The sequence below is a fragment of the Butyrivibrio sp. NC2002 genome (assembly GCF_000702265.1).
Lineage (GTDB): Bacteria > Bacillota > Clostridia > Lachnospirales > Lachnospiraceae > Butyrivibrio.
Window position 1 is genome coordinate 446,800 of the sequence record NZ_KL370881.1, and the last position, 13,553, is coordinate 460,352.

At 41.6% G+C, this 13,553-nt stretch carries 12 protein-coding genes, 1 pseudogene and 1 other annotated feature (1 of these 14 running past the window's edge); all 13 genes and pseudogenes read left to right on the top strand.

Annotated features, from left to right (window positions below; genetic code table 11):
- Positions 1-5: 5 nt before the first annotated feature.
- The gene (gene nusB, locus T543_RS12950; RefSeq protein WP_035769122.1) at positions 6-404 is read left to right on the top strand and encodes a transcription antitermination factor NusB; all 399 of its coding nucleotides are present in this window, start codon (positions 6-8) and stop codon (positions 402-404) included.
- On the top strand, positions 397-1,608 hold the full coding sequence (gene xseA / locus T543_RS12955; protein ID WP_035769123.1) for an exodeoxyribonuclease VII large subunit: 1,212 nt from the start codon (positions 397-399) through the stop codon (positions 1,606-1,608). Before nusB ends, xseA begins: the two co-directional genes overlap by 8 nt.
- 36 nt (positions 1,609-1,644) lie before the next feature.
- A complete protein-coding gene (xseB, locus tag T543_RS12960; RefSeq protein WP_035769125.1) occupies positions 1,645-1,869 on the top strand; it encodes an exodeoxyribonuclease VII small subunit in 225 nt (74 codons plus the stop codon).
- A complete protein-coding gene (locus tag T543_RS12965) occupies positions 1,869-2,789 on the top strand; it encodes a polyprenyl synthetase family protein (RefSeq protein ID WP_035769126.1) in 921 nt (306 codons plus the stop codon). The genes xseB and T543_RS12965 overlap by 1 nt, the downstream gene beginning before the upstream one ends.
- 7 nt (positions 2,790-2,796) lie before the next feature.
- Positions 2,797-4,659, top strand: a complete 1,863-nt coding sequence (gene dxs / locus T543_RS12970; protein WP_035769129.1) for a 1-deoxy-D-xylulose-5-phosphate synthase — start codon at positions 2,797-2,799, stop codon at positions 4,657-4,659.
- Positions 4,652-5,542: a TlyA family RNA methyltransferase gene (locus T543_RS12975; RefSeq protein WP_035769130.1), complete on the top strand. Its 891-nt coding sequence runs from the start codon at positions 4,652-4,654 to the stop codon at positions 5,540-5,542. Before dxs ends, T543_RS12975 begins: the two co-directional genes overlap by 8 nt.
- Positions 5,543-5,548: 6 nt before the next feature.
- Positions 5,549-6,400 carry an NAD(+)/NADH kinase gene (locus T543_RS12980; protein ID WP_035769132.1) on the top strand — a complete coding sequence of 284 codons (852 nt, stop codon included), beginning with the start codon at positions 5,549-5,551 and terminating at the stop codon, positions 6,398-6,400.
- Positions 6,397-6,843 (top strand): arginine repressor, encoded by a 447-nt coding sequence (gene argR / locus T543_RS12985; RefSeq protein WP_035769134.1) that lies wholly within the window; start codon positions 6,397-6,399, stop codon positions 6,841-6,843. The genes T543_RS12980 and argR overlap by 4 nt, the downstream gene beginning before the upstream one ends.
- 40 nt (positions 6,844-6,883) lie before the next feature.
- On the top strand, positions 6,884-8,587 hold the full coding sequence (gene recN, locus T543_RS12990) for a DNA repair protein RecN (protein ID WP_035769136.1): 1,704 nt from the start codon (positions 6,884-6,886) through the stop codon (positions 8,585-8,587).
- 17 nt (positions 8,588-8,604) lie between these two features.
- A complete protein-coding gene (locus T543_RS12995) occupies positions 8,605-9,234 on the top strand; it encodes a DUF1836 domain-containing protein (protein WP_035769138.1) in 630 nt (209 codons plus the stop codon).
- A 20-nt stretch (positions 9,235-9,254) separates the two neighbouring features.
- Positions 9,255-11,684 carry an ATP-dependent helicase gene (locus T543_RS13000; RefSeq protein ID WP_035769139.1) on the top strand — a complete coding sequence of 810 codons (2,430 nt, stop codon included), beginning with the start codon at positions 9,255-9,257 and terminating at the stop codon, positions 11,682-11,684.
- A 140-nt stretch (positions 11,685-11,824) separates the two neighbouring features.
- Entirely contained in the window at positions 11,825-12,088 is a 264-nt protein-coding gene (locus T543_RS13005; protein ID WP_051638774.1) for a hypothetical protein, read from the top strand.
- 59 nt (positions 12,089-12,147) lie between these two features.
- A pseudogene (rlmD, locus tag T543_RS16595) lies at positions 12,148-13,467 on the top strand (23S rRNA (uracil(1939)-C(5))-methyltransferase RlmD); the annotation flags it as partial.
- 10 nt (positions 13,468-13,477) lie between these two features.
- Positions 13,478-13,553: a sequence feature (23S ribosomal RNA rRNA prediction is too short), on the top strand (it continues 298 nt past the right edge of the window).

The following is a 13,553-nucleotide window of genomic DNA, read 5'->3' on the forward strand; positions in this document are numbered from 1 at the left end:
GAAATATGAAGAGATCAGAACTTAGAGAGCAGGTTTTTAAACTTCTTTTCCGTGTGGAATTCAACACACCCGAAGAGATGAATATTCAGGAAGACCTTTTTGCAGAGACAGCTGATGAAGAGATGAGTGCTTCTGATGTTGACTATATAAAGGGACGTCTTGAACAGGTAAGAGATAAGCTCCCCGAAATTGATGAACTTATCAATAAGGAGTCAAAGGGTTGGGATACAGCCAGAATAGGTAAAGTAGAGCTTGCGATTTTAAGACTTGCAGTTTTTGAAATTAAATTTGATGACTCCATTCCTACAGGAGTTGCAATAAATGAAGCAGTTGAACTTGCCAAGAAATTCGGTCAGGACGGCTCATCTGCATTTGTAAACGGAGTGCTTGCAAAATTTGCATAATGTATATACAGTAGGCCAGATAAATAATTATATAAAGAATATGTTCAGGCAGGACTTTCTGCTGTCGTCCCTGACGGTTAAGGGAGAGATAAGTAACTGCAAATATCACTCCTCCGGTCACATCTACTTTACTCTAAAGGATGGAGCCGGAGCGATAGCATGTGTGATGTTTCGAGGCAGCAGAGAGCGTGGACTAAAGTTTCAATTACAGGAGGGCCAGCAGGTCCAGGTCACAGGAAGCGTTGATGTGTATGAAAGAGACGGTAAATACCAGCTCTATGCGTCTTCCATTGTGCTGGATGGTGCAGGGGCTCTTTTTGAGCGTTATGAGAAGTTAAAAAAAGAGCTTGAAGAAAGGGGAATGTTTGCCCCTGAGTACAAGCAGGAAATTCCTAAATATATCAGGACTTTAGGCGTTGTAACCGCCCCTACGGGAGCAGCGGTAAGAGATATTATAAATATCGCTACAAGAAGAAATCCTTATGTTCAGATAATCCTCTATCCCGCAATTGTTCAGGGAGATGAGGCAAAAGCAAGCATAGTCAAGGGAATACGGACTCTTTCGGAGCAGAACGTGGATGTTATCATAGTTGGACGAGGCGGAGGCTCTATAGAGGATTTATGGGCTTTTAATGAAGAAGTGGTGGCTGAAGCTATATTCAACTGCCCGGTTCCGATAATATCCGCTGTGGGGCATGAGACTGATACAACGATTGCTGATTATGTTGCTGATCTTAGGGCACCGACACCCTCGGCTGCAGCTGAGCTTGCGGTTTATGAGATGGATCTTCTTTTGCAGGATATAAACGATTATCAGAATATCCTGTGCAGACGGATCGAGGAAAAAATCTCGAAATTAAAAATTAAATCCGCGAACGACAGAAGGCTCCTTGAACACCTTTCACCGCAGGCGCGTATAAGAGAAAAGAAAATGCGCGCGGCAGCAAGCTATGAGAAGTTAGAGATGCTGATGCTTGATAAGATAAAAGGCAAGAGACATCAGCTTGATGTAGATATACAGAGATTAAAGGCTTTGAGCCCTCTTGAAAAGCTTAATTCCGGTTTTTCCTATGTCTCTGACGAAAACGGTAAAAACATAAGAAAGATCGAGCAGGTAAAAGAGGGAGACAAGCTTGATATATATGTAAGTGATGGAATCATTCAGTCTGTGTGTCTTGGGACAAGCGGGCGAAATGAGCGATAAACATGTATCTGTTTAGAATTTTTACGGAGATATAAAATGGCTAAAAAAAGCGAAGCAAAAGAGCTTACCATAGAAGAAGCATTTGATGCTGTTGATGAAAAGATAAAAGCCCTTGAAAGTGAAGACGTATCACTTGAAGATTCCTTCAATCTTTTTAAAGAGGGAATGGATCTGCTAAAACACTGCAATGATTCCATAGACAAGGTCGAGAAAAAAGTTCAGAAGATCATGGAAGACGGCAGAATGGAGGATTTTGAATAATGGCTTCTTTGACAGAAACGTTAAATGAGAAAGCAGCGCAGGTAGAGGCTGTCCTTAAAAAATATCTTCCAAAAGAGGACAAATACAATTCAGTTGTTGTAGATGCCATGAACTACAGCCTCCTTGCGGGAGGAAAGAGGATCAGACCTGTTCTTATGAAGGAAGTGTACAGACTCCTTGGAGGGAACAGCTTAGATACAATAGAGCCTTTCATGGCAGCTATCGAAATGATACATACATATTCGCTTGTTCATGACGATCTTCCGGCTATGGACAATGACGAGTACAGAAGGGGCAGAAAGACAACGCATGTTGTATACGGTCCGGGAATGGCAACCCTTGCAGGAGACGGACTTTTAAACTTTGCTTTTGAGACAGCGCTTAAATCTTTTTTGTGTGCCGACAAACTATCGGACTATGACGGAGAAATAAGTGACAGAAGAGTATATGCTCTTAAGATACTTGCAGGTAAGGCCGGAGTATATGGAATGGTTGGCGGTCAGTGCGCTGACATTGAGGCTGAAGGAAAAACATCTGCAACTGAAGAAGAGCTTATTTATATCCATGAAAATAAGACTGCAGCTATGCTTGAGAGCAGCATGATGATAGGCGCGATTCTTGCAGGCGCAGACAGCAAAAGGGTAAATGAGATCGAGCAAGCTGCAAGAAAGATCGGAGTTGCTTTCCAGATTCAGGACGACATACTCGACATAATCGGTAATCAGGATGAACTTGGCAAACCAATAGGCTCCGATGAAAAGAACGAAAAGACCACTTATGTTTCTTTAAACGGACTTGAAAGATCAAAAGAAGATGTTAAAAAGCTTTCTGAAGAAGCTATCGATATTTTAAAAGACATAGAAGGCAGTAGCGAATTTTTGCTTCCGCTTGTTGAATGGATGATTTCAAGGAATAAATGAGGGCGATATGCTTTTAGATAGTATAAATGAACCAAATGATATAAAGAAAATTCCAAAGGGAGAACTCGATAATCTTGCACTTGAGATCAGAGAGTTTCTGATAGACAAGATAAGTATTACCGGAGGACATCTCGCATCCAATCTGGGTGCGGTTGAACTCACCATGGCACTTCACTATGAGCTTAATCTTCCAAAGGATAAGATTATATGGGATGTGGGACATCAGTCATATACACATAAGATTCTCACAGGCAGAAAAGAGGGCTTTGATAAGCTTAGAAAATACGGCGGAATGAGTGGCTTCCCTAAGAGAAGTGAGTCCGATTGTGATTGCTTTGATACGGGACACAGCTCCACAAGTATTTCGGCAGGCCTTGGTATGGTAAGGGCCAGACAACTTTCAGGTGATGACTATACAGTTGTATCTGTTATCGGTGATGGCTCCCTTACAGGCGGACTTGCTTATGAAGCGCTTAATAATGCTGCTAAGCTCGATACCAATTTTATAATCGTTTTAAATGATAATGAGATGTCCATTTCGGAAAATGTCGGAGGTATGGCTAAATATCTTAACGTTGTCAGAACAAACGAAGGATATCTTAACTTAAGGGATGATATATACAATTCACTTAAGCATTCAAATCCTAAGATGGTCAATTCTATTAGAAAGGCAAAGAACAGCTTTAAGCAGCTTTTTGTGCCCGGAATGGTATTTGAAAACCTGGGAATTACTTATCTTGGACCCATAGATGGACATGATATTCCTGCTATGAGAGCTGCCATTAAGGAAGCAAAAAAGGTAAGAAAAGCCGTAATGATCCATGTTGTTACCAAAAAAGGTAAGGGATTTGAGCCTGCAGAGAGACATCCTGCAAGATTCCACGGAACGGAGCCTTTCCTTCCTGAAAACGGAATTCCGAGAAATCCCAGGACAACAGCTAACTACCAGGATATTTTCAGTACGGTCATGTGTAAGCTTGGGGAGAGAAATCCCAAGGCTGTAGCGATAACTGCGGCTATGGCGGACGGAACAGGTCTTAAGAGATTCAGAAATATGTATCCGACCAGATTCTTTGATTGCGGAATTGCAGAGGAACATGCTGTTACCTTTGCTGCAGGACTTGCAGTTGGTGGATATCATCCTATTTTTGCGGTGTATTCATCTTTCCTTCAGAGAGCTTACGATCAGGTGATGGAGGACGTGTGCCTTCAGAAACTCCCTGTAACTTTTGCAATTGACAGAGCCGGACTTGTAGGAAGTGATGGTGAAACGCATCAGGGTATATTTGATATCTCGTATCTTTCAACTATGCCGGGTATGCATATTATGGCGCCTAAGAATAAGTGGGAGCTTTCTGATATGCTGAAATTTGCGGTGGATTTTGACGGACCAAGCGCAATCAGATACCCCAGAGGAAATGCGTATGACGGTCTTGCAGACCACAGAGCACCTATAGAGATGGGTAAGGCGGAGCCTCTTTATGAGGAAAAAGACATCCTGCTTTTTGCCCTGGGAAGCATGGTTAAGACAGGCGAGAAGGTTAGGGATATTCTGATCGACAAGGGATATAACTGCTCACTTACCAATGCAAGATTTGCTAAACCTTTTGATACTGAATATCTAAAGAAGGCAGCAAAGAATCACAAGCTTATAGTAACGATGGAAGAGAATGTGATCACGGGCGGATTCGGACAACAGGTCAGAAGCTATATCGTGGATGAGGGGCTTAATATTGAGCATCTCATAATAGCGATTCCCGATGAGTTTGTAACTCACGGTTCATGTGATGAGCTCTATAAAGAGCTTAAGATAGATGCCGAGTCAGTGGCACAAAGAGTAATAGGAAAATACGAGGAAATAAATGTCTAAGGAAAGACTGGACGTCCTTCTTGTTTCAAGAGGACTTGCTTCTTCAAGAGAAAAAGCAAAAGCAATAATTATGGCCGGAGATGTGTTCGTAAACGGCCAGAGAGAAGATAAACCGGGAACTTCTTTTGATGAATCAAAGATTAAGTCACTTGAAGTAAAAGGTGATGAGCTGCCATACGTAAGCAGAGGCGGGCTAAAGCTTGAGAAAGCAATGAAGAATTTTGGCCTTAAGCTTGACGGATTCGTATGTATGGATATAGGAGCATCAACCGGCGGATTTACCGACTGCATGCTGCAAAACGGGGCTGTTAAGGTATATTCGGTTGATGTAGGACACGGACAGCTTGCATGGAAACTCAGGTCGGATGAGAGAGTTGTCTGTATGGAGAAGACCAATTTCAGATATCTTACAAGGGATGATATAGATGATGATCTCGATTTTGCTTCAGTAGATGTATCATTTATATCGCTTACCAAGATACTTATTCCCGCACGAAAGCTTTTAAAGGACGGAGGCGAGATGGTATGCCTTATCAAGCCCCAGTTCGAGGCAGGAAGAGATAAGGTTGGTAAAAAGGGTGTTGTAAGAGAGCCTGAAATACATAAAGAAGTAATTGAGAAAGTAATAGATTTTGCCGATCTGATTGGCTTTAACGTTCTTAATCTGGAATTTTCACCGGTTAGAGGACCTGAGGGAAATATAGAATATCTTGTCTATATCAGGAAGGATGAAAGCAGAAACAGCGAAGTTGAGAATATAGATGAGGCTACGGGAGAAAAGCTCTTAAAAGAGATAATTCTTAATAAAACAGGGCTTTCAAAGAGCGAGGATATGAAAAAGCTCATAGATGGAACTGTTGAGCACGCACATGGGGAGTTATAGGGGAGTATGGAGCATTTTTTCATAATCACTAATAAAAGTAAGGATCCGGAACTTGAGGCTACAAACAGGGTTTGTGAATTCCTTAAACAAAATGGCGCTACCTGTACAATTTTTGATGCAGATATCACTTCGGAAAAATATGAGGTTACAGGCAAGCTTAATATTCCGGAAGACGCAGAGTGCTGTATTGTACTTGGCGGTGATGGAACAATGCTTCAGGCTGCAAGATGCGTTTTTGAAAGAGATATTCCTATTCTTGGAATAAATCTGGGAACTATTGGATATCTTGCCGAAGTTGAGATGGCAGACCTTGAAAGCGCACTTGCAAAGCTTTTGAATGATGAATTCGAAATAGAACAGCGTATGATGCTAAAGGGGGTACTCAAAACAGAAGGAAACCCCAATCTTGTAAATTATGCGCTTAATGATATAGTTATTGCGAGATGTTCATCTCTTAAGGTTCATAATTTCAATATATATGTTAACGATATGCTGCTTACAAGCTATCAGGCAGACGGTATTATCATTTCATCTCCTACAGGCTCTACAGCATATAATATGTCTGCCGGCGGACCTATCGTGGATCCCAAGGCGCAGATTCTTCTTTTAACACCTATATGTCCACACAATTTAAATAAGAGCACTATTGTTTTGTCAGAGCACGACAGGATCACCGTTGAGATAGGAAAAGGGCGCGCCGGTGCATCGCAAAAGCTTGAAGTTTCACTTGACGGCGGAAGCGGAAGATACATGGTGAGCGGAGACAGAGTGGATATTACTGCGGCAGACAAGGTTACAAGGATCGTGAAGCTCAGAAGTGAAAGCTTTTTAAACACATTAAGGAAAAAATTAGTATGAAAAAAAACAGACAGGAAAAGATAATTGAGATCATTCAGAACAATGTCATTGAGACACAGGAGCAGATAGCTGATATGCTTAATGCTGAGGGCTTTAGTGTAACTCAGGCAACGGTTTCAAGAGATATCAGACAGCTTCGACTGACTAAGAGATCCACTCCGGATGGAAAAAATAAGTATGTTTACATTCAGGATGATATGGGAATGAATGATAAATATGCAGATGTTTTGAGAGCCGGTTTTGTAAGTATGGATCAGGCGCAAAATATTCTGGTGATAAGAACGGTGTCAGGTATGGCTATGGCGGTTGCCGCGGCTCTTGATGCTATGGATTTTGAAGAAGTTGTAGGATGCATAGCAGGTGATGACACTATTATGGCTGCAATCAGGACAAATGGGGATGTTCCCCTTGTTATGGAACGCATCAAACAGATACTCCATTAAATAGATTTCCAGGCCCGGAGAAGCATGGAAAGAGGAAACTATGTTATACAGTTTAAACGTGAAAAACCTGGCTCTGATAAATGAGCAGGAAGTGGAATTTGAAGAAGGACTTAATATCCTTAGCGGTGAAACAGGCGCAGGAAAATCAGTTATCATAGGTAGCGTGAATCTGGCACTTGGCGCAAAGGCAGACAGCTCGATGATAAGAACCGGGGCAGAGTATGCCCTTATTGAGCTTGCTTTTGGAATTAAGAATAAAAAGCAGCTTGAGATTTTAAAAGAGCTGGACATTCCCGTGGAGGAAGACGGAACTCTGGTCCTTCAGAGAAAGATCATGGAGAGCAGAAGTGTCTGCAAGGCAAATGGTGAAACTGTGAGCGCAAAGCAGCTTAGAGAGCTTTCAAATGTGCTCATAAACATCCACGGTCAAAATGACCATCAGGAGCTTCTGCACAAGAAAAAGCATCTGGAGATCCTGGATGATTATACGGGAGATGAGCTGACAAAGCTTAAAGAAAAATGCCATGACGCATACGCAGAATGGAAGGCTGTTTTAAAAGAGCTTGAAGATACCAATATCGACGAACGAGAGAGGGAGAGAGAAAAAGATCTTGCCCGATTTGAGTTTGAAGAAATAGATGAAGCCATGCCTGAAGTAGGCGAGGACGAAAAGCTCGAGAGCCGCTATAAAAAGATGGTAAATTCAAGGAAGATAGCGGAGGCAGCAAACATTGCCGCAAATATCACAGGCGCAGGAGACAGCGAAGACAACGCCGCCGATGCGATAGGAAGGGCAGTGAGAGAACTTACAAGTGTTGCATCTTATGATGACAAACTTGAGGAGCTGCTGGATGAATTGTCTAATATTGATAATTTGTTGTCGGATTTTAGACATTCATTATCTTCATATCTAAGCGACCTTGAATTTGACGAGGAAGATTTCAGGACTACCGAGGACAGACTAAATATCCTCAATCATTTAAAGGATAAGTATGGTGGATCGATCGAGGCAGTTCTTTCTTACAGAGATGAAAAGGAAGCTGAGATAAGGAAGCTTGAAGATTTTGAGAGCTACAGGGATTCTCTTTTCAGAAACGAGAAAGAAAAAAAGGACAGACTCCTTAAACTCTGCGAAGAGATGTCAAAGATCAGAAGAGAATCCGCAAAGAAACTGGCTGAGGAACTCAAAAAGGCACTAATTGACCTTAATTTCATTGATGTGATTTTTGAGATAGCGGTTGAATCTGATGAAGAAAAGGTATCAGCAAACGGTTATGATGAAGCAGTATTTATGATATCAACTAATCCGGGAGAAGCAATAAGACCTCTTGACCAGGTTGCGTCAGGCGGCGAGCTTTCCAGAATAATGCTTGCAATAAAGACTGTAGTTGCTAAGAAGGATGACATCGATACACTTATTTTTGATGAGATTGATGCAGGAATAAGCGGACATACAGCATGGAAGGTTTCTGAAAAACTCGGAATGCTTTCATGCGACCATCAGATAATCTGCATTACGCATCTTCCGCAGATAGCTGCTATGGCTGATGCTCATTATGAAATTAAGAAGAGCACCCATGAGGAAGGCGGAAAAGAGAGAACGATCACTCAGATCACTAAGCTTTCCGAAGAAAACAGGGTATATGAGCTTTCAAGAATGCTCGGAGGTGCAGAGGTTACAGATTCTGTCCTTGAGAATGCTAAAGAGATGATGAAGCAGGCTAAGAGCGTTAAGAAAAGATAGATTGAAACGGAGCAGACATGACACTTGACTACGATGATTTATTAAACAGCATAATGAAGAGCCTGGACCGCATAAAGCAGGTTGACGTAAATGACATACCCAATATAGATCTGTATATGGATCAGCTTCTTCCTTTTATGGAGGAAAACCTGAAGAAATCGGTAAGGCACCCGGGAGTAGACAAGATACTTACCAAGACCATGATAAACAATTATGCCAAGAACGATCTGCTTCCGCCTCCGGTAAAGAAGAAGTATTCAAAGGATCACATTATTCTTTTGATATTTATCTATTATTACAAGAATATGCTGTCCATAAATGATATTAAGACACTTCTTGGACCCGTATATGAAAAGTTCGGAAAAGATGATGAGGATATCAATTTAAAGGATATTTACAGAACGATCTACGATGAACAGGGTTATATTATCGATCATCTGAAGTCAGACATCAAAGAGAAATACGCAGTTGCCCAGAAATCATTTGAAAACGCAAAAGGCGAGGATAAAGAAAAGCTTCAGATGTTTAATTTCATTTCGCTTTTATCCTATGACGTTTTCATGAAGATGCTTCTGGTTGAGACGATTCTTGACCATGTGGCAGAAATTACGGACAACTCGTCTGAAAACAAAAAGAAGAAAAAGTAAGAACGTGAGGAATAGATTTATTGAGTATTTACGATACATTAAACAGTGAACAGAAAAAAGCAGTTCTTGAGACTGACGGTCCTGTACTTATTCTTGCAGGTGCAGGCTCCGGAAAAACAAGAGTTTTGACACACAGAATTGCTTATCTTATAGATGAATGCGGGGTAAATCCCTGGAATATACTTGCCATAACTTTTACAAATAAGGCGGCAGGCGAGATGAGGGACAGAGTTGATAAGATTGTTGGATTTGGCTCGGAGAGCATCTGGGTTGCGACTTTTCATTCAACATGTGTGAGAATCCTCAGAAGATATGCGGATAAGATCGGATATGAAAACAATTTTACAATCTACGATTCAGATGATTCCAAATCAGTTTTAAAGGACATCTGCAAGAGATATCAGCTTGAGAGTCAGCAGCTCAAATTAAGAAATATACAGACTGCGATCTCACATGCAAAAGACAACTGTGTCGATGCACATGAGTATGCTACGGCCGCAGGCACAGAATACAGGAAGCAGAGGATAGCAAAGGCATATCTTGAATATGAAAGCACTCTGAAAAAGAACAATGCCATGGACTTTGATGACCTGCTTCTTAATACGGTTAAGCTTTTTAGGGATAATCCGGAGATACTGGAGCAGTATCAGGAGAGATTCCGCTACATAATGGTTGATGAGTACCAGGATACCAACAATGTTCAGTTTGAGTTTATAAGGCTTCTTGCTGACAGGTATAAGAATCTGTGTGTTGTTGGTGATGATGATCAGAGTATTTACAGATTCAGAGGCGCTAATATCAGAAACATACTTGATTTTGAGAAGGTATATCCCAATGCGTTTGTTGTAAAACTCGAGCAGAACTATAGATCAACTCAGAGCATCCTTGATGCGGCTAACTGCGTTATAAAAAATAACTATGGAAGAAAAGAAAAAGCTCTTTGGACTGATGAGGGTAAGGGTGAGCCTGTCAGATTCAAAAGATGCAACACCGGTCCGGAAGAGGCTGAATTTATAGCATCTGACATAGTAAAGTTAAAGAAACAGGGCAGAGCAGATTACAAAGACATTGCTGTTTTATACAGAACTAACGCACAGTCTCGTCTTTTAGAAGAAAGATTTGTCTACGAGGGAATTCCTTATGATCTTGTGGGCGGTGTGAACTTCTACGGAAGGCGCGAAATAAAAGACCTTCTTGCCTATCTTAAAACTATTGATTCCGGTGCGGATGACCTCTCTGTAAGGAGAATAATAAATGTTCCAAAGCGCGGAATTGGTGCAACCAGTATTGAACATGTGCAAAACTATGCAGACAAGATCAATATCAGTTTCCTTAAGGCCTGCGAAGAAGCAGATATGATTCCGGGGCTTAACAAATCGGCAATGGCAAAGTGCGTTGCCTTTGCAAATATGATCCGTGTTTTCAGGGCATACGAGAAAGAATGCACTCTGGAACAGTTATTGCAGAGAGTAATCAGAGAGATTAATTACCTCGACTACCTGGCTACGATTGATGACAATGCTGATACAGAAGATAATGAGAGAGAGCAGAACGTAGACGAACTAATTTCCAAGATGGCGGCTTATGAAGAGAAGGAAGATGAGCCCACTCTGACAGGATTTTTGGAAGAAGTTGCTCTTGTAGCGGATATAGATAATGTATCTGATGATGATGATAAGGTTCTTCTCATGACTCTTCATTCGGCAAAAGGTCTTGAGTTTGATCATGTTTACCTTGCGGGAATGGAGGAGAATCTTTTCCCGAGTTATATGACACTTATGAACGAAGATTCAGATCCCGAGGGAGTCGAAGAGGAGAGACGTCTTGCCTATGTTGGAATAACCAGAGCAAGAAAACAGCTTACTTTGTGCTGCGCCAAGGCAAGAATGACCAGAGGACAGCTTCAGTACAATGGTGTAAGTAGATTTGTTACAGAGATACCAAGAGAAATGCTTAATGATATAAGCGTTTCGGATGGTGGATTTTTGTTTGACGGAGGCGAGTCTATCGACGACGATGACGATATCGATCTCGACACCGGAATCATCTTCAAAAAGAAGATGGATTTTTCAAAGAGTACCGGATATGGTGCTTCACCTGTTGCAAAGAGTCCTTATGCAGGGACAAAGGCAGCGGTTTCATATTCCGGAGGAAGACCTGTCGCCAAGGCCGCACCTGCGAAAAAGCGAGCTGTTCCAAAGGACAAACCTTTTATAGCAGGCGCAGCAGCAACTCATAAGAAGGCCGGAATCACCGGACTTAAAAAGGGTATGCCGGGAATGGAGATTTTGGACTATGGCGTTGGAGACAGAGTCCTGCATGTAAAATACGGCACAGGAGTTGTAAAAGAAATAGTAAAGGAGCCCAGAGACTATAAGGTCACAGTCGATTTTGACGAGTTCGGACAAAAGATAATGTTTGCGGCATTCGCAAAGCTGAAAAAGCTTTAAATATTTTGAGATGTTTCCGGAAATACTTTTTAGTAATTAAAAAATAATAAAGTATTGGGTTTTACGTGGAAACATCAGTGCTTGTCGTGTAAAATATTATATATGAAAAATACACAAATAATTATGTGAGGGGGTTAACCATGGACAAAAGTAGAATCGAGGATCTTCTTGAGGTTACAAGAATCAATGAGTTATTGGAAAAAAAGGAAGCAGCTAATGCAAGAAAACCTTCAAATGTAATTTTGTGGGTACTTGCAGTGCTCGGTGCAATAGCAGCTGTAGCAGCAATTGCTTTTTGCGTATTCCAGTACATGATGCCTGAATATGAAGACGACTATGATTTCGACGATGATGACTTTGACGATTTCGATGATGATTTCGTCGATCTGGATTTGGAGAAATGAAACGAAAAGATATAATAAGCGGTAAAATTGTAAGAGTAGAATTCCCGAATAAAGGAATTATGGAGACGCCTGAAGGCCGGGTAGTGGTAAAGAATACCTTGCCCGGTCAGAAAGTGTCTTGTGTTATAACAAAATGCAGGAACCAAAGAGCAGAAGGAAGACTTCTTGAAGTTCTCGAGGAGGCAAGAGATGCTATTGAAAGTCCCTGCATTCATTTTGGTAAATGCGGCGGATGCAGTTATCTTACCATGCCTTACGTAAAAGAGCTCGGAATGAAAGAGCAGCAGGTAAGGAGAATTCTTAATCCTATTCTGGAAAAGCAGGAACAGACTTATACCTGGGAGGGTATTAAAACCAGCCCGGTTAAATTTGAATACAGAAATAAGATGGAATTTACCTTTGGTGACGAGGAGCTTAACGGACCCCTCGCTCTTGGAATGCACAAAAGAAACAGCATGTATGATATTGTAAGCGTTACCGGATGCAGGATTGTGGATGATGATTATAACCAGATCCTTTCTGCAACGCTTTCATATTTTTCTGAGATGTATAAAAATGGTGAGATCACCTTTTATCATAGAATGAGACAGGAAGGCTATTTGCGCCATCTGCTTGTAAGAAAGGCAGTAAGGACCGGTGAAATCCTTATAGATTTAGTTACTACAACTCAGGAAGATCATGATCTGTCAGGTTACAAGGATATGCTTCTTACACTTGAGCTGACAGGTCACATTGTGGGAATACTCCATACCAAGAATGATTCAAAGGCTGATGCCGTAATCGATGAGGGTACAACCTTATTGTACGGTCAGGACTATTTCTACGAGGAGCTTTTGGGACTTAGATTCAGGATTACTCCTTTTTCATTTTTCCAGACCAATTCCCTGAGCGCTGAAGTTCTCTATGACACGATAAGAGAGTACATAAGCGGACTGTATGATAACACCAGTGAGGACCCCGGAGATAAAGTTATATTTGACCTTTACTGCGGAACCGGAACAATTGCGCAGATAATCGCTCCTATTGCCAATAAGGTAATTGGTGTCGAGATTGTAGAGGAAGCGGTTGCTGCAGCCAAGGAAAATGCAGCCAGAAACCGCCTTACTGACTGCGAATTTATAGCCGGTGATGTACTTAAAGTTATTGATGAAATTGAGGAAAAGCCTAATCTCATAATCCTTGATCCTCCCCGCGAAGGAGTTAATCCCAAGGCTTTAACCAAGATAATTAATTACGGTGTACCTCATATGATCTACGTTAGCTGCAAACCCACATCTCTTGCAAGAGACTTGGAACTTCTCAGCGAAGGCGGCTATTATGTCCAGAGAGCTGTAGCAGTCGATCAGTTCCCGTGGACAAATCATGTTGAAACCGTCGTCCTGTTAACGAAGACAAGCGGTAGCGAAGGCTGAGTGTTACAGGCGCGGTTGTTCTGGCGAGCCCCGTATTTTGGGGCGAGAGCAGA